We start from the raw sequence: 17,394 nt of genomic DNA on the forward strand, positions 1-17,394 counted from the left end.
CGCCATGCGCGACGAAGAGCCGGCGAAGCCGACATAACCCACGTCAAGACCAGGCAGGGCCGGCTCTATTTGGCGCCGGTGACGGACATCCGGTCGAGGCGCATCGCGGGATGGTCCATGGGGCCCAACATCACGGCCGAGCTGGCCGACGACGCGCCGAAGATGGCGCCGGCCAGGCGAAACCCGCCGGAGGGCCGCATACATCACAGCGATCACGGCCCCCAATACGTGTCGCCGCCTCTCTCCAAGACGATGCGGAATCACGGCGCGAGGCCGTCCATGGGGTCGATATCGTCGCCGCGGGACAACGCGGCCATGGAATCGCTCATGGGGATCGTGAAGTCGGAATGCGTGCACGCCCGCACGTACGCGACGCGCGAGGAGGCGGCGCTCGATTTGTTCGAGTGGATCGAGGTCATCTACAACAGGATCAGGACGCATTCTGCGCCGGGCTTCATGAGCCCGGCCGAGTTCGAAGAGGCCAATTGGCCCGAGGAAGGCCGCGACGACAAGGCGGCGTAGAAAGTGTCAATGGAATCGGGGTAGATTCACGTTTCGCTAGGTTTGAAAATCAACCGTCTTATAAAAACACACATGCGTAATCGACTTTTGGGTTTGAATAAATAAGAACGAGTTTTGACAAACAACCGCAAAGCGCACGTAATATGGAAAGAAACACACGCATTTGGTAAGGAGCCATTCTGCAATAATTGATGAAACGATACAATAATCTAATGATTGTTGTGCTTTCGATGGGTGATTTATTTTGTCTTGGTTGTTCTTTTTTGTGCTAGCAGCATTTTATTTCTGTCTGTTATTAATATCGGTGCTTCCTCTTCGAGCGTGTGGGTTCTCGATAGCGGTTTCAATTGGGATGGCATCGCCTATCACAATCGCGCTTTTATGTGTTGCTGGAATTATCTGCGACACTCTATCAATAAGAATTACTGCCTCAGCGCTCGTTACAGGCGTTCTTGTGATTTGCATCACTGCGTCAGCCGTCACTGTGTTTGCTCGGAGACACGCATTGTCGTCCAGCGCCGTTTCTCCGGGTCGTGCGAAGCCGCACGGTGGTATACATCATAATTTATTTGATCCAACCATCGATGCTGGATATTTCGATATGCACTACTTGCTACTTTATCTATTTGTGGCGGCGGTGATATGCGGCGTCTTTTTCGTTCTGCCGCTCGATGGTCCTGATTCGTTTGTTCAATATGCGGACAACACAGCCCATCTAGGAAGAATTAAGGCAATGGCGGTTGATGGCTCCTTTTCCATTTTGCACACCGGTGTATACCCTTCTAGTATGTCTTCTGTCGCTCAGCCTCTCAATATCAAAGCGGGCTTTTATCCAGCGGCGCTCCCCCTGCTCGCATCGCTTTCTGTGAATCTGTTCGGAGTATCCGCTGCTCTTGCGGAGAATGTTGTCCTCTTCGTTTTTATGGCCTTTGTTCTTCCTTCAGGTTCATATTTGATGCATGTAGCCTTGTTTAAAGACAATCGCGGGGCTGTTCTCTTCGGTGCTTTTTCCACCATGATGTTCGCAGCCTTTCCGTTTGGACTATTGCTCTACGGTCCGTTGTATCCAAACATGGCCTCTATGTGCTGCGCTCCCCATGTGGCGTTTGCGTTCATTTCCATTTGGAGTAAATGCAGGCCTGTTTGCCAGCGCCTCGCGTTCGCGTTGCTCTTTTTCCTTTCGTCCGTTGCGCTCGCATCCTTGCAACCTAACACCGTGTTTCTTCTCATCGTCTTTTTGACGCCCTTTTGTTGTCATGCCCTGTACCAACATTTCTCTTCACCTAAAAAGAAGGGCGAACCCATACGGAGTAAACGTGGTTTGCTCGCCGCTCTATTATTTGCTGGCTTTGCCGTCACTGTTTGGGTTATATGCTTTAAGCTTCCGGCTTTTCAATCTGTCGTAACTTTTAGATGGGAAAAGCTTTATACAGTGGGGTATGGAATCTGGAGCTTGTTCAGTCTGGGTCTTCGCCGTGACCTCCCTCAATATGTTGCGGCGGTTTTGGTGCTTGTCGGTGTGATGGCTGCGCTTTTTGACGCTCGTTATCGTTGGATGACCTTCTCCTACGGAATCATGGGTTTGATTTACGTTGTGGGCATTACCTCTGAGGGTCTGTTGAAACAGCTCCTTGCGGGTTTTTGGTACACAGACCCCTACCGCACTGCCGCTTCCGTTGCATTACTCGCGATGCCGATCGCTTCGCTGGCACTTGCCACCCTTGTTCGTGCTGTATGGTCCAAGGTCCCCCACTGTGTTCAATCTCATTATGCCGTTGAGATTGCCGCATGTCTTGTTGTTGGCTTTGCCGCGGTCGTTACAAACGTTCTGATGCCCAATTATGGCTATTCGCAAGGTGCCTTCACGGAAGTCTATCTAGAGCTGTCCAGCTTGAACGTCAAAAACGAAAACAAGATAGTCACTGCGGAGGAAGATGCTTTCCTCAAGGAGGTCGCTGCTGTTACCGGGAACGACATGGTGATAAACAATCCCTTCGATGGGTCTGTGTTTGCATATTCTGTTTACGGCATCAACGTCTATTACAAGGCATTCCCCTCTCAAAAGCACGAGAGCGAGGACTCGATTACCATACGGCGAGGCATCGATGAATATCCTGAAAATCAGAGAGTGAAAAAGGCGGTCGAGGATATAGATGCACGATACATTCTAATCATGGATACTTCGAATTATCTTCCCTTTTCGGATGAGGAGCTCTGGTCTCCGTTCATTCTCTATCCCTATACGAAATGGGAGGCATTCGAGACAATCGATCCCAATGGTCAGGAATATGAGGTTGTTTTGGATGATGGAGTAAACAAGTTGTTGAAAATAATCCGATAGTTTTGAACATTTAGCTTTTGTTCATCGCGAAGGACAAGGTTGGAGGGTACTGTCCTATTCGTATTGAGCTTCAGCATGTTATGTTTGACTTGATATTTGTTACACAGGATTAAGGGGATGTATGACTCAACGTAATATCTATATGGATGTGCTCAGCATTCTTTCTTGCATGGCGGTCGTATATCTTCATTGTTCGACGGTTGTATATGTAAATCAGGGTGATTTGCTCTGGTTTTTTTCGATTATCGTTCAATCGCTTTTTTGTTTTGCGGTACCAGTCTTCTTCATGATTAGCGGGGCAAACCTTATTGGCTATCGCAAAAAGTACGATACGAAAACCTTCTTAATTAAGCGCCTTAAACGTGTTGCGATTCCACTAGTCGGTTTTAGCGCTCTGTATTATCTGCTTTCTTGTTTTGCGCCTGGATTCTTCGGGCTTCCAGCGCGCGAGCTGTCCATTTCTGGTTTCGTGGCCGGTTTGTTTACGAACAGCATTTGCGATGTATATTGGTTTCTGTATGCAATTCTTGCGCTGTATTTCGTTACTCCCTTGTTGTCGCTCGCGGCAGACGACAAGGGTCTTCTGCGCTATTTGCTAATCGTCAGCTTTATCTCAACTGCGGCGATTCCCCTTGTGAATCGATTTGCACCAATACATACGCTGCTCGACTTATTTGTGGTTCCGTATCTTTCCGGATCAATCTTTCTATATCTGTTGGGTTACTACATTGAGCGTTACGTTGAAATAACAAGGAAGATTCGCCTTGGTGCGATTGGGGTTGCAATAATTTGCTTTGCAATAATGGCAGTTATGACATACAAGACAAATGTGTCTCACACTGTTATATCTGGTAATTTTGCAGAGTTCGATAATTTTTATATTAACGTCTACAACATATTCTGCAGCACCTATTCCTGTGCCGTTTTTTGTTTGGCAAAGGACGCTGAATCTAGGATGAGAGATGTTTCTGCATTCGGAGGTAAGGCGTTTCGCTTATTGTCTTCCGTTCCGTTTTACGTTTATCTCATTCATATGTTGGTTATCCACATGTTAGACGTATATGTTCCTCACCGTATAATTTGGGACTTGGGTGTTCGCCCTCCAACGGTCATTGTGCTTTCATTTGTATTTGGCATTGTCTTTTTGACTGCGAAGCGTGCTTTGAAACCTCACCTTGGCGGTGCGACTATAATCAACCAATAGGGCCGCGTTATTCTGAATTGATTAACGCTGCAAACTCCGATGTCCTTGTCTTCGTCTTACCTGGAGGCTTTTGTGCCACGTTTTTCGATTTGCATTCCTACATACAACAACGCAGCATATCTTCCTTCTTGTTTGAAAAGCGTTCTCGATCAGGATTACAAAGATCTTGAAGTCATTGTTATTAACGACGGCAGCACCGATGGGACTTCCGGGGTCCTTTCTGAGTTTACCGCCCGCGACCAGCGTGTTGTTGTAGTGGATCGAGATGAAAACCTGGGACTGCATTTAACGCGCCGAGAGGCTGTTGAGCATGCGGTTGGAGAATACGTTGTCTTTTTGGATTCGGACGACGAGTTCATCCCGGGCTTTCTCTCAAAACTTAACGTCGCACTTGATGAGAATCCGGTTGATCTTTTACACTTTGGTATTGAGGTCGTAGATTGCGGGGTTGGGGAGAGAGAGGCTCGTGACTTCGAGAAGTTCGTGAACGCTTTAGTCGAACCTCTTTCTTGCGATCAAATAACACATGCCGTTTTCTCGTCAAGTACTGGTGGTTATCGCCAGGATTGGCGTGTTACCCAGCGTGCGATTTCAACACCGCTTCTTAAGCGGGCCTTTGATGTCATGACAGTCTCTGATTTGGGACGCGCTGAGGATGCGTATGAGAGCTTCGTTATTCTTGCTATGGCCGATCATGCGGTTACCAGAAACGACATTATTGGGCTTCGGTACTGCTACGGACGTGGTGTGAACTCGGGTGACCCTCTTACACCCGAGCAGTTTTCCGAGGATGCCGCTGAGTTCTGGTCTTCGATTCTGGCAATCGATGCCTTTGCTGAAACACAGAATTCTTCGTCGCTGATCGAGTGTGCTCTCGGTGCTCGTCATAAGCTATTTGACCTTCTGTTCAATGATTGGCTCTATCGAGTTTCAGACAACGAAAAGGTGGATGCTGCAAATTTTGCAGCAGAGGTGTCTTCTCGTCTCGAATGTGCCGTACAACTTATGAGGCTCGTAAGAGATAAGGCGTACGGTCTTTGGGAACGCGGTGACATCTTATCTGAGGATGAACCGTTATTGTCTTGGTTTGATGCCGCTCAGCAGCTTGCGGGCAACGAGGGTGCCTGCTCTAACCGGTTCCAAGAGTTTTTCCATGCTGCAAAAGATCACATCGACGATTTGCGTCGTCAATCCCGGATAGCAGAATATGAAAAGCAGGATATTAGGATTTTTGTATCCACCCATAAGCGTGTCGATCTTTTTGACAGCCTGATCCTTCAGCCTGTTCAGGTTGGCTGTGCCTTAAGAGATTATCGTTATGACTGGGCATTGCACGATGATGAGGGAGAAAACATCTCCACTCTAAATGCAATGTATTGTGAACTTACGACGCAGTATTGGGCATGGAAAAACGTTGACGCCCCCTATGTTGGATTCTGCCACTATCGTCGTTACTTCGACTTTTCCCCTGAAAAGCATATGGAAAATTCCTTTGGCGAGATAATGGACGGTCGCATCGATAGCGTTACACAGTCGAAATACCATCTTGATGATGACTCAATTCGCGTCGCACTTGCCGGGGCGGACATCGTGACAACGGTCGTGCAGGATATTCGATCCTATATGGGTCCTCTCGCTACCCTTCGCTCCCAATATGGCGCAGCCGATCATCTTCATGTAGAGGACCTTGATCGAGTCATCGACATTCTAAAGAAGAATCACCCTGAATATTCTGAGGATGCCGATAGGTTCCTTTCTGGACATAACGCGTGTTTTTGCAACATGTTTGTTATGAGGCGCGAGATCTTCAACGAGTATTGTGAATGGCTTTTCCCTCTTCTCAGAGAGTTTGTCGACACTACGGATATGAGCCGATACAGTCGCGAGGGCGTGCGAACTCCTGGCCATCTTTCCGAGCGGCTATTGAACATCTTCTTGCTGCATCAACAGCGCGTTCATCCGGAGTGGAATGTCAAGCGTCTGCAGTGTGTTCATTTTGAGCACCCTGACTTCAACCCTGGATTGAAGATACCCATACGTTCAAATGATGTCAGGCCAATTATTCCCGTGGTGTTTGCATCTGATGACAACTATGTTCCAATGCTTACTACCACGATATATTCGATGCTTAAGAATGCGTCTTCGAAATACTATTTCGATGTGATCGTTCTCACTCGAGACATTTCCGCTGTGAACCAGCGTATTATGCGTGAATTTGTCCATGGATTTGAAAACGCTCGCTTGTCATTTTGTAATGTGTCTCAAATTATTGAACGCTACCAGCTTACGACCAACAATCCCCACATCAGCGTTGAGACGTACTATCGCTTCCTTATTCAGGATCTTTTACCCCATTATGACAAGGTGCTTTATTTGGACTCCGATCTTATTGTTGAAGGGAATGTTTCCGAGCTTTTCAAGATCGATTTGGGAGACAATCTTTTAGCAGCCACTCATGATGTCGACTTTGTTGCCAATGTTAATTTGAAGCGTGGAGATCGATTCTCTTACGCTAAGAAAATTCTCGGAATGGAAGATCCTTATAGCTATTTCCAGGCGGGTGTTTTGGTTTTGAATACCCGTGCCATGCGTTCAGAGTGCTCTATGGAGCAGTGGCTTGAATTTGCTTCAGACGATCGCTTTATATACAACGATCAAGATGTTCTGAATGCGCATTGCGAAGGTCGGGTCATATATCTCGATTATGACTGGAATGTCATGATTGATTGCGGCGGTCGTATCGGCAATTTGTTCCCATTTGCCCCCGCGTCCATGTTCGATGCCTTTATGGATTCTAGAAATCACGAGAAGATTGTGCATTATGCCGGTTGCGAAAAACCGTGGAAACAATCAAATTGTGATCGGTCGGAACTGTACTGGCGCTACGCACGCGAAACGCCGTTCTATGAGCGCTTGCTCGTGCAGCTTACTTCGGGTGTCCCCGTTTCACGTTCGACTGGTCGCTTTAGCAACGAGCCGCTCATTTCGCCGAACAGCAGGATTAGAAGGTTTATCGATCCTATTGCGCCGCTCGGATCTGCTCGTCGTGATTTTGCTAAGAAAGTGGTTCGCAAGATTCGTGGATAGCGACAATAGTGCTGTTTCGTTCATGTAAGGTGGCGCAGTCTCCAGTCGCTGTGGAAACACTCGACGCGTTTCCACAGCCTCGTGACCCTCATGGGTCCGAATCCCTGTGCTTGATAGCAAAACGCCCAGGTTCACAAGCGAGCCTGGGCTGAAACGTTCACTGGTGCGCCATGGGGGATTCGAACCCTCGACCATCGGATTAGAAGTCCGGTGCTCTATCCAGCTGAGCTAATGGCGCGTGATTGCCTGCTGAACGCATTCGCCCAACAAGAACCGCACTTGATTATAGCCGACCTTTCTATTTGCGTCCCCATGTTGTTTCTTCGTATAATTTCAACTTCAAGTACAGGTATTTGCCTCCACTCGCTATGCCAGGCTCAACCGGCATTCTCGCGCGGTGGGAAAAGGGGAGGTTCGCATGGAGCTCGGCGTCGCTATCGCCGTTATCATCGGTCTTGCCATCGGCGGAGTTCTAGTTGTGAGTTTTGAAAACCGCAAGCGCAACACGTCGCCCAGCGGCGTCTCGGCATCCAAAACGAGCTCTGTCGTCCAGCAAGACCAGTCCAAGGACGAACATCGCGCAAATGAGGTTCTTGTCAGCGCGGCGCATGTGTTCTGCACGGAGTCGTTTGCCTCCCGCGATGACGCCCTCTCCTTTATCTCCAACAACGCGGTCAAACTCGGTATGGCAGACGATCCCGATGCCCTCATGTGCGCCTTCATTAAGCGCGAATCTGAGGGCTCCACAGCCATGATGGACGGTTTTGCCATTCCGCACGCCAAAACCGACGCGGTCAAGAATGCCGGCGTCATTGTCCTCAAGGTCACCGAGGGAATCTCTGCTTGGGAAAGCGTTGATCATCAGCCGGTTACCTGCGCCATCGCCCTGCTCGCCCCCGAGTCAAAGGCTGGCACCACGCACATCAAGCTTTTGTCCGAGGTTGCCCAGGCGCTCATGGACGAGGATTTCCGTCGCACGCTCAAAAACGAGACTGATCCAGAGCTCATTGCAGACGTCGTCAATGTACGTCTCAACTGATTCGTTTGCTGCATCTACCTCGTCTTTTTGCATGATTTGACGAGTCCTATTCATCTTTGCGGTTTTATCTGCCAAATATCGTCCGTTCGTACTACAATAAAGCACGTCGTATGTTTGACTCGCACTTTGCGTGCGGGTCACATGAAAAAGGAGTCACGTTATGGTTTCTGAGAAGGCTACCCTCGTCAATCCGCAGGGCCTCCACATGCGTCCCGCCGGCCTCTTCGCCTCCACCATGGGCAAGTTCGCTTCTGAGGTCACGGTTGTCGCCCCCGACAAGGAGGTCAACGGCAAGTCCCCGATGGCCCTCATGGCCGCTGGTATCCCCTGTGGTACCGAGGTCGAGGTCAAGTGCGACGGTGCTGACGAGCAGGAGGCCCTCGCGGCCGCCATCGAGCTCATCAAGAGCGGTCTGGGCGAGTAACTCGCGCGCGGGCATCTTGATGACGAACATCTAGTTCATAGGTGTATTTGACAGGCGTCTGCGGATTCCGTGGGCGCCTGCATTTTGTATATCCCCTCCGCACGGAGAGGGGAGTACGGGATTTCCGTTAGCGATAACGGGACACAGAGAGAGGAAATGGGAATGTACCAGGGAGTCAATGCTTCCGAAGGCATCGGTATCGGCACCGTTATGGTCGCCGTCGACCCCGATCTGACCTTCGATCCGCATGAGGTTTCCGACACTGCAGCCGAGAAGGAGCGCTATCAGGCGGCCCTCGCGGTTTTCTGTGAGAAGACCCAAGCTCAGGCCGACCACATGAAGGTCGCCGTGGGTGAGGCCGAGGCCGAGATCATGGCCGGTCACATCATGCTCGCCCAGGACCCCGGTATGACGGACGCCATCGCGGCGGGCACCTGCGCCGAGAAGGCCCTCGTGGACACGAGCACCATGTTCGAGAACATGTTCTTGTCCATGGACGACGAGATGTTCCGCCTGCGCGCTGCCGATATCGCCGACATCCGTACCGGTATCCTCGCCGAGCTTCTGGGCGTCGAGGTCGTGGACCTCTCCGTTTTGCCCGAGAACACCGTCGTGGTCGTGCATGATCTCACGCCGTCCATGACCGCCACCATCGACAAGGAGCACATCGCCGGCATTGTGACCGAGACGGGTGGCCGTACCTCCCACTCCGCCATCATCGCCCGCGCGCTCGAGATTCCCGCGGTGCTCTCCGTGGCCAACAGCTGCTCCGCGCTGACCAACGGCATGCCCGTCATCGTCGACGGTGGGCAGGGCATCGTCATCGCCGAGCCCGATGACGACGTGTTGGCCGAGTACCAGACAAAGGCCAAAGAGTACGCCGAGAACAAGGCCGCTCTCGAGGCGTTCCGCGGCAAGGAGACCGTGACCGCCGACGGCATCAAGAAGATTCTCGGCTGCAACATCGGCAGCCCCGACGACGTCGCCAACGCGCTCGATCATGACGCTGAGGCTATCGGCCTGTTCCGCTCCGAGTTCCTGTTCATGGACGCCACCGAGCTTCCGAGCGAGGAGGAGCAGTTCCAGGCATACCGTAAGGTCGCTACGGCCTTGAAGGGTGCCCCGGTCATCATCCGTACGCTCGACGTGGGCGGCGACAAGGCGATTCCGTATCTGCACATGGAGCCGGAGGAGAACCCGTTCATGGGCTTCCGCGCCGTGCGCTACTGCCTCGAGAACCCCGATCAGTACAAGGTCCAGCTCCGCGCCCTGCTGCGCGCTGGCGCCTTTGGCGATGTCAAGATCATGATCCCTCTCGTCACTTGCGTCGAGGAGGTTCGCGCCGTCAAGGAGCTCGTCGAGGAGTGCAAGAAGGAGCTCGAGTGCGAGGGCCTGAAGTACGACGAGAACATCGAGGTCGGCGTCATGATGGAGACCCCCGCTGCCTCCCTCATCGCCGATAAGCTCGCCGAGGAAGTTGACTTCTTCTCCATCGGCACCAACGATCTTACGGGCTACACCATGTGCGCCGACCGCGGCAACGACCATATTTCCAACCTGTATCAGGTCTACTACCCGGCCGTTCTGCGCTCGATCAAGAACATCATCGAGAGCGGTGTCAACGCCGGCATCATGGTGGGCATGTGTGGCGAGGCTGCCGCCGATCCGCTGCTCGAGCCGCTGCTGATCTCCTTCGGCCTGGAGGAGTTCTCCATGTCCGCACCGAGCATCCTGCGCGCCCGCAAGACCATCTCCCAGTGGACCAAGGCCGAGTGCGACGAGCTCGCCGAGAAGGCCCTTGCCTGCTCCACCGCGGCAGAGGTCAAAGAGCTGCTTGAGGCTGCAGCACGCTAAGCTTTGAAAAACGGCCATGGACTGTCTGTTCGGTCCATGGCCGTTCTATGGCTTGGCACTTGGGCCTTGTGCCCGTGATTGTAACCGACACGCTTTTTCGCGATGCGCTTTGCACGTGGAATAGCGCAGATGAGGAGGCTTGCATGTTCTATACGCTTACAGCCAATCCGGCTGTCGATATGACGGTGTCCAGCTCCCCGCTCGTTCCCGATGAGAACGTGCGCGCGGGCTCTGCGAGCTACACCGCCAACGGCAAGGGTCTCGATGTTTCCTTCGCCCTCAAGAAGTTCGGCGTCGACTCCGTCGCGCTCGGCTTCTTCGGCGGCTTTACCGGCCGTTACATCGTCGAGGAGACCATGAACCTCGGTTGCCTGTGCCGTCCGGTGTGGATCGATGGCATTACGCGTATTTGCGCGTACATCAACGACGGTGAGCATGAGTACGGCGTCTTGAACCCGGGACCTCCGCTGACTCCACAGTATGAGGAGAAGCTTTACGACATTATCGACACCAGCTCCGATGTGAGCTGCCTGGTGGTTTCCGGCTCCGTTCCCCCGCGCACATCCAAGGACTTCCTTTCCAAGGTCATGGATCACGCTCAGGCACGTGGCGCCGACGTGGTGCTCGACCTCTCTTCCGAGACGCTGAAGGAGCTCGCTCACAAGAAGCCGCTGCTCATCAAGCCGAACCATCACGAGATGCGTGCCATCTTTGGCGTCCCGGTGAACACGGACGACGAGGTGCGTGTCGCTATGCGCATGGCTCACGAGGCAGGCGTTCAGAACGTTCTGCTCACCCGTGGTAGCCGTGGTGACGCGTATTTCTCCAACGGTGAGGACATCTGGTATGCCAGGCGCGAGTTCAACATCAAGCTCGTTTCCTCCGTGTGCGCAGGCGACTGCACGCTCGCTGCGTTCCTGCACAAGTGGTATAAGGATCGCGACAATGTCGAGGATGCCATGAAGCTCGCTCTTGCCACCGGCGCAAACGTTGCCGAGGCTGTGGGCTTGGGCGACTTTGGCCGTGTTGACGAGTACAGCAAGCGCATTACGGTGCGCAAGCTCGAGCGCGAGTAGCCTTTGCGATTTCCTCGCCGTCCAGCGGTGGCGTGCGTTTATCGGGCGGTTTGCTTTGCGGCGCTGCCCTGTTGTTCGATGAGGTTTGTCGCTGATTTGCATCACGTTTCGTGAAACGATCGGACGTCTCGACCCAGTGGTTCGGGGCGTCCGATTTGTTTTAGATGGCAAGCCCGTTGTATGGCGAGATTGGCTTAAGATGTAGTCAAACCCTATGAATGCAGGTGAATTGGGAGGCCCATGGAGCATATGACGGATATCGCGTTTGCCGGTTCGGCGCTCAACGGCGCGGTTCCAAGCGCAGCCGCGTTGCGTGTGCTTGAAGCCCTTGAAACACAGGGGCTTGAAGCGTGGCTGGTGGGCGGTTGGGTGCGCGACGCTTTGATGGGCGTTGCGTGCCATGATATCGATGTCTGCTGTAGCGGTTCATGGGAGCAAAGCGCCGCCGCATTGCGCGAGCGCGACATCGATGTCGTTGAGTCGGGTACGAAGTTCGGCGGTATCACCGCTGTAGTGGACGGTGAGCGCATCGAGGTCACCGCATATCGCTTGGACGGGTTTTATAGCGACGGGCGCCATCCCGAGCAGGTGGTGCGCGCCTCGTGCGTTGAGGAGGATCTCGCGCGTCGAGACTTCACAGTCAACGCCATGGCGTGGCATCCTCAACGCGGTCTGCTCGATCTGTACGACGGGCGTGGTGACATTGAGCGCCGCGTGATCCGTGCGGTGGGTGAGCCACGTCGCAGATTTGAAGAGGATGCGCTTCGTATGCTTCGTGCGGTGCGGTTCGCATGTCGCTTGGATTTTGTGATCGAAGAGCAGACGGCAAAGGCGCTTGCGACTTGCGCCCCGTTGCTGGATCAAGTTGCACGCGAGCGCGTGGGTATCGAGCTCAATGGGATGTTGCTTACACGTCACGGGGGGGACGCACTCCTGCGTTATCCGGAGCTCATGTGTGCAGCGATTCCGGAGCTTGCGGCTTCGCGCGGCTTTGACCAGCGTACTCAGTACCATGCCTTTGACGTATACGATCATGTGGCGCGTGTGCTTACGGTGGCAGGCGAGTTGTCGAGTTCCCGCATTGACGGGGGAGATCCGACCTCGCCCGTATCGGCTTCGCTTATGTGGGCGGCGCTGCTCCACGACATCGCCAAGCCTGATTGCTTTACCGTGGACGAGAACGGGCGCGGGCATTTTTATGGGCACCCTGAGCGCGGTGCGAAGGTCGCGCGAGACATCATGCGTCGTTTTTCGTGCAACAACGATTTGATTCGCGATGCGTGTCTGCTCATTCGGTTTCATGACGAGCCGATGCGCCCCACACGCGAGCGCCTATTGTACATGATGGGCAACATAGCAGGGGAGGGCGTCGATACGCATCGCTTGATGGACGAGCTGTTCGACCTCAAGCGTGCCGACACGCTCGGTAAGGCTCCGAGCTGTTTCTATTACGTTGAAGATATCGAGCATATGCGCGCAATGACACACGAGCTGTTCGAGAGTGGGGAGGCGTACAGCATCAAGACGCTTGCCTTGACGGGCGGGGACTTGATTGCCGCAGGTATGACGCCTGGTCCGCAAATCGGCGCGGCGCTCAAACGGGCGCTTGAGGCGACGATGCGCGGTGAGGTTGCAAACGAACGCGAGGATCTGCTCGCATACGCTATTTCTTCTTCTTGTTAAACGCCTTGGGCGAGACCGTGATGCCTGCTGAAGTTCGACGAATGGTGCGCTCCTGTGCTTTTTTGTTGTGTTGAGTTGAAGAGGCGGCGGGTGCAAGGACATGTGTCGGCGCCGTGCTTTCGTGCGTGGAAGTCGTGCTGGCAGAAGCGGTGCGCGCAATGGGAGCTGACGTGGCCATTGCCACAGATTTTTCGTGCTCGAGTTTTTGAACCTTGCTGCGACCGAACTTGGACACCGCGCGGTCCCAGCGATCATGCAGGCTGGCATGATGAGAACTCTTGAGACCCAGCAGAGGGGCTGCCAAGATAGTGGGCGCGATAAAGGTGATAAGACGCCACAGCAGATAGCCGGCAGTCGCGGCGCTTCCATAGAAGTGACCGAGGAACAGCGCGAAACCGCCCTCGGCACCGCCTGTTCCGCCCGGCAGCGGCACGGCAGAGCTCAACAGTTGCACAAAGGCGCTGGCAGCCATGACCGAGAAAAAGTCGACGTCGTTATGGCCGAACGAGAGCATGAGAAAATAGGGGACGAGGTAGAAAAACGCCAGCTGCATCATGGTGATGACCACGGTGATCGCCATGGATTTGAAGTGGCCTGCGGCCAAACGGAATTTGTCTGAGAACGCATGGATCTCGTTGTCGACAAACTCGTGCCAGCCTTCGGCTTTGTTGCGGCCCACACCCATGCGTGTAAGCACGTTGATGCCCCAATGGGAAAGACGAATCACGGTGGTGGGCATCAAAGCGATGGCGAAGATGGAAAGCAGGATGAGTACATGCCCGCCGAAGCTGAACACGCACAGGAGCGTGATGTCACCATACTGCTTTGCAAAAAACGGCATACGTGCAAGCAGGAGGATGGCGCCCCAAGCTACCAGGCCGAATTGGTACACGATGAAGCGCGTGAACTGGATGGCACCAGCTTCGCCCACGTTTTGACCAGCCTTGGTGAGGCGGTAGATCTGCGCAGGCGTGGAGCCCATCATCATGGGTGTGAGATTGCCAAAGAAGATGCCGCTCGCCTCAACGGAGATGAGGTCGCGCACGCCTACGGGGCTCTTGGGGTCGAGCCAGACGGCAATGGCGTAGGCGCCGATGCCGAAGATGAGATAGAGCAGCATGCACAGACAGCTTACGATGAGCCAAGGCGCCTGCACACTTTGCATGGCTTCCCAGAATTGGGCGATTTGACCTGTGACTACAAGGTAGACAATGTAGGCGATCAACACGATGCCGATGAAAATGGCACCGCGACGCGCCATGGTTTTATCGTCGCCTCCAGCAGGTGCGTCGACCTGCGGAGCGGGTGAAGTATATTTGGAGGAGCTCGACAAGGAAGCCTCCTTGATAGGCGCTACAACACACCCATTGTAGAAGTTCTTTTCTATGTTTGAGTGCGCAATCGTTTGGTCTTCTTGTGAGGGATCGTTTGCCACCATATGGGCACGGCGGCTTCTCATTTTGTTCACAACACTAATTTTTCTTGATTTAGGGCTTGCGAAGACGGGGAACTTTCCGTATAGTATTTCCTCGCGCTAAGACCTAATGTGCATCTCATTGGGATGTCGTCTAATGGCAGGACAGCGGATTCTGGTTCCGTCAATGGGGGTTCGACTCCCTCCATCCCAGCCATGATGCACTTATTTCTTATCGTATGGCCCGTTCGTCTAGCGGTTTAGGACGCCGCCCTCTCAAGGCGGAGATCACCAGTTCGAATCTGGTACGGGCTACCATGAGTTCCTCGGGGCACTCCAAGCCCCTCACATATGGCCCGTTCGTCTAGCGGTTTAGGACGCCGCCCTCTCAAGGCGGAGATCACCAGTTCGAATCTGGTACGGGCTACCACATGCGTTCCCGGGTCCCGTTTGGGGCCCGGGTTTTTTTTCTTGCGGTTCTCAGTTGGCTATTTCCACGGCTGTAGTTTTGTCCTCTAAGCCCAGTTTTGTGGCAACTTTTGCCAGATTATGAGGCCTGGCACCTAACCCGAGAGAGCTTTCAGGCGTGGTCGTAACGTTTTGTTCGATGTCGATTCAGCAAAACCGCAGGTCGTTTTGATTCGATGCCTTGTATGGATCCGCGCGTCATCAGTCTTTCGTTTTCATGCGATCGTAGAGATGTCACAATCTGGCAAAAATTGCCATTATGGACCCGGTTTCGCAAAAAAGTTAGTCTTCCGACGGGGGCATAGAAAGGTGCAGTCTACTGATACCGCAGGCACTCGACGGGATCGAGCTTGGCGGCGCGACGGGCGGGGTAGTAGCCGAATACCACGCCGATGAAAACGGAGATTCCGACCGCAATGGCAATAGCTGCGGGTTCGATGGCGGGTGTGAAAGCTGCGCTCGTGGACCCCGTTACTTCACTTAAGTCGATTCCCAAAGCGGTGATGCCAAATGCCAGGCCCCAGGCGATGAGGTAGCCCACAATGGTGCCGATGATGCCGCCCGCGATGCACAGGGCTGAGCTTTCTGCCAGGAATTGCAGGGTGATGTCGCGTCTTGATGCACCGAGTGCGCGTCGCACGCCGATCTCGCGGATGCGTTCCGTTACATTGGTGAGCATCATATTCATGATGCCGATGCCGCCTACCAGCAGTGAAATACCCGCAACCGAGCCGATCATGACCTGGAAGGACATCATGAACGTGTTGAACTGATCGATAGACGACTTGAGCGAATAGACATACACGTTGTCTTCGATATCCTCGTCATCGATGCGTTTGACTTTGGCAAGCTGCGTTTTCGTCTCCTCCTGCAGGGCGTCGATGTCGACCCCTTCGCGAGCGAGGCCGGTAACCTGCGAGAAGTAATGCCATCCGTCGCTGAAGTCTTTGAGAAGGGCTTTGCTGGGAATATACGCGTTGCAATAGCCCGTACCGGTGATGCCGTCGTCGATAACGCCGATGATGGTGTATGCCTTGTTGTTCAGTTTGAGCGTCTCACCCACGGCACTCGAGGTCCCGGTGCCAAAGAGCGCTTCCACGCCTGCTCGGCTGATAAGGGCCACGCGAGCTCCGCTAGTGGCTTCTTCTTCGGTATAGATGCGACCTTCAGAGACTTTGCTGTGCATGCCGGTCATTTCGAGGAACTGCGGGTTGCTGCCGGTGATGCCCACGCTGATCATTTCGTTGTCCACTTGGACCTGTGTGTATGAGTCGTAGGTTCCCTCGATCATCTCGTAGTCGGGGATACGTCGGGCGAGGTCGTTGAGGTCATCTTCGTCCAACGGCTCGGCGCAGCTGATGAAGATGGTGCGTGCGGCGTTGAGACCCATACCGCTTACCAAGCTGTTGCGCACGCCGCCTATGAGCGACGTCATGGCAATGACCGCCGCAATGCCGATTACGATACCCAGAATAGTGAGTAAGCTTCGACCGCGGTTCGCCTCAAGAGAGCGCAGCGCTTCACGCGCCAAATCGCGCATGCTCATTTTGTGCTCCCTTCGAAAATGCGCCCATCGCGGATGGTGACGATGCGGTCCGCCTCTGCGGCGACGCTGGAATCGTGCGTGATGAGGACGATGGTTTTGCCTTGGTCTTTGAGATGATGGAAGGTGTCGAGCACCTGATGCCCGGTGGTCGAGTCGAGGTTGCCTGTGGGCTCGTCGGCCAAGATGATGGCGGGGTCGTTGACCAGCGCACGGGCGATAGCGACCCTCTGCATCTGTCCGCCTGAAAGCTCGTTGGTGCGGTGGTCGTAGTGATCGAGCGGGAGACTCACGGCGCGCAGTGCATGGACGGCGCGCATCTCGCGTTCGCGGCGCGGCACGTCGATGTAGGCGAGCGGGAGCATAACGTTGTCAAGGACGCTCATGCGGGGCAGCAGGTTGAAGCTTTGGAACACGAAGCCGATGCGCGTGGCGCGCACTTCGGCGAGCTCATCGTCTGTCAGCTTGGCAACGTCAAGACCCTCGAGTAGATACGTCCCGGAGGTTGGCGTATCCAGGCAGCCGAGGATGTTCATGAGCGTCGACTTGCCTGATCCCGAAGGTCCGATGATCGCCACGAACTCACCCTGTTGCACGGTGAATGAAATGTCGTGCAAGATGTGCGCGAGGCCCGCTTCGCTCTCAAAAATGCGATGGATATGACGTATGTCGATGATGGGCCGTGCGGTACTGCCGGCTTCTCCCACGGCATGGCGTGGGGTATACGTTGGGGTTTCCA

At 53.9% G+C, this 17,394-nt stretch carries 12 protein-coding genes and 4 tRNA genes; 12 read left to right on the forward strand and 4 right to left on the reverse strand.

Going from position 1 to position 17,394, the window contains the following annotated elements; all coding sequences use genetic code 11:
* From C1711_RS00835 to C1711_RS00850, 4 genes are all read left to right on the forward strand, one after another.
* Positions 1 to 522: IS3 family transposase (locus C1711_RS00835; protein ID WP_108722513.1), on the forward strand; the 522-nt coding region annotated here is incomplete at its 5' end.
* 304 nt (positions 523 to 826) lie between these two features.
* Positions 827 to 2,863, forward strand: coding sequence for a DUF6541 family protein (locus C1711_RS00840; protein WP_324761450.1), 2,037 nt, complete (start codon positions 827 to 829; stop codon positions 2,861 to 2,863).
* 121 nt (positions 2,864 to 2,984) lie between these two features.
* Entirely contained in the window at positions 2,985 to 4,067 is a 1,083-nt protein-coding gene (locus tag C1711_RS00845; RefSeq protein WP_102337370.1) for an acyltransferase, read from the forward strand.
* Between the two features lie 72 nt (positions 4,068 to 4,139).
* Positions 4,140 to 7,154 (forward strand): DUF4422 domain-containing protein, encoded by a 3,015-nt coding sequence (locus C1711_RS00850; RefSeq protein WP_159060018.1) that lies wholly within the window; start codon positions 4,140 to 4,142, stop codon positions 7,152 to 7,154.
* A 161-nt stretch (positions 7,155 to 7,315) separates the two neighbouring features.
* Here C1711_RS00850 and C1711_RS00855 read toward each other — a convergent pair.
* Positions 7,316 to 7,392: transfer RNA gene (locus tag C1711_RS00855), tRNA-Arg, on the reverse strand.
* 180 nt (positions 7,393 to 7,572) lie between these two features.
* Here C1711_RS00855 and C1711_RS00860 point away from each other — a divergent pair.
* The 5 genes from C1711_RS00860 (at position 7,573) to C1711_RS00880 (ending at position 13,230) form a co-directional block, all read left to right on the forward strand.
* Entirely contained in the window at positions 7,573 to 8,193 is a 621-nt protein-coding gene (locus C1711_RS00860) for a PTS sugar transporter subunit IIA (protein WP_102337372.1), read from the forward strand.
* A 160-nt stretch (positions 8,194 to 8,353) separates the two neighbouring features.
* Positions 8,354 to 8,617, forward strand: coding sequence for an HPr family phosphocarrier protein (locus C1711_RS00865; RefSeq protein WP_102337373.1), 264 nt, complete (start codon positions 8,354 to 8,356; stop codon positions 8,615 to 8,617).
* Between the two features lie 162 nt (positions 8,618 to 8,779).
* Positions 8,780 to 10,471: a phosphoenolpyruvate--protein phosphotransferase gene (gene ptsP / locus C1711_RS00870; protein ID WP_102337374.1), complete on the forward strand. Its 1,692-nt coding sequence runs from the start codon at positions 8,780 to 8,782 to the stop codon at positions 10,469 to 10,471.
* A gap of 143 nt (positions 10,472 to 10,614) precedes the next feature.
* Complete coding sequence (locus C1711_RS00875) at positions 10,615 to 11,547, forward strand: 1-phosphofructokinase family hexose kinase (protein ID WP_102337375.1); 933 nt, start codon at positions 10,615 to 10,617, stop codon at positions 11,545 to 11,547.
* Between the two features lie 240 nt (positions 11,548 to 11,787).
* Positions 11,788 to 13,230: a CCA tRNA nucleotidyltransferase gene (locus C1711_RS00880; RefSeq protein ID WP_102337376.1), complete on the forward strand. Its 1,443-nt coding sequence runs from the start codon at positions 11,788 to 11,790 to the stop codon at positions 13,228 to 13,230.
* Here the strand turns inward: C1711_RS00880 and C1711_RS00885 are convergent.
* Positions 13,211 to 14,563 (reverse strand): lysylphosphatidylglycerol synthase transmembrane domain-containing protein, encoded by a 1,353-nt coding sequence (locus C1711_RS00885; protein ID WP_199824818.1) that lies wholly within the window; start codon positions 14,561 to 14,563, stop codon positions 13,211 to 13,213. The genes C1711_RS00880 and C1711_RS00885 overlap by 20 nt on opposite strands.
* Positions 14,564 to 14,787: 224 nt before the next feature.
* On the opposite strand from C1711_RS00885, the gene C1711_RS00890 reads away from it, so the two are divergent.
* From C1711_RS00890 to C1711_RS00900, 3 genes are all read left to right on the forward strand, one after another.
* Positions 14,788 to 14,861 (forward strand) — tRNA-Gln (locus C1711_RS00890).
* Between the two features lie 24 nt (positions 14,862 to 14,885).
* Positions 14,886 to 14,962, forward strand: a tRNA-Glu gene (locus tag C1711_RS00895).
* A 35-nt stretch (positions 14,963 to 14,997) separates the two neighbouring features.
* Positions 14,998 to 15,074 (forward strand) — tRNA-Glu (locus C1711_RS00900).
* A gap of 354 nt (positions 15,075 to 15,428) precedes the next feature.
* Here C1711_RS00900 and C1711_RS00905 read toward each other — a convergent pair.
* Together C1711_RS00905 and C1711_RS00910 are read right to left on the reverse strand one after the other, a co-directional pair.
* Entirely contained in the window at positions 15,429 to 16,658 is a 1,230-nt protein-coding gene (locus C1711_RS00905; RefSeq protein ID WP_102337378.1) for an ABC transporter permease, read from the reverse strand.
* Positions 16,655 to 17,362, reverse strand: coding sequence for an ABC transporter ATP-binding protein (locus C1711_RS00910; protein ID WP_324761451.1), 708 nt, complete (start codon positions 17,360 to 17,362; stop codon positions 16,655 to 16,657). The genes C1711_RS00905 and C1711_RS00910 overlap by 4 nt, the downstream gene beginning before the upstream one ends.
* Between the last annotated feature and the right edge of the window lie 32 nt (positions 17,363 to 17,394).

Source organism: Collinsella provencensis, assembly GCF_900199705.1.
Taxonomy (GTDB): domain Bacteria; phylum Actinomycetota; class Coriobacteriia; order Coriobacteriales; family Coriobacteriaceae; genus Collinsella; species Collinsella provencensis.

Coding starts and splice junctions, on each gene's coding strand:
- C1711_RS00845 (WP_102337370.1), top strand. CDS start 2,985: ATGACTCAACGTAATATCTATATGGATGTGCTCAGCATTCTTTCTTGC.
- C1711_RS00860 (WP_102337372.1), top strand. CDS start 7,573: ATGGAGCTCGGCGTCGCTATCGCCGTTATCATCGGTCTTGCCATCGGC.
- C1711_RS00865 (WP_102337373.1), top strand. CDS start 8,354: ATGGTTTCTGAGAAGGCTACCCTCGTCAATCCGCAGGGCCTCCACATG.
- ptsP (WP_102337374.1), top strand. CDS start 8,780: ATGTACCAGGGAGTCAATGCTTCCGAAGGCATCGGTATCGGCACCGTT.
- C1711_RS00875 (WP_102337375.1), top strand. CDS start 10,615: ATGTTCTATACGCTTACAGCCAATCCGGCTGTCGATATGACGGTGTCC.
- C1711_RS00880 (WP_102337376.1), top strand. CDS start 11,788: ATGGAGCATATGACGGATATCGCGTTTGCCGGTTCGGCGCTCAACGGC.
- C1711_RS00905 (WP_102337378.1), bottom strand. CDS start 16,658: ATGAGCATGCGCGATTTGGCGCGTGAAGCGCTGCGCTCTCTTGAGGCG.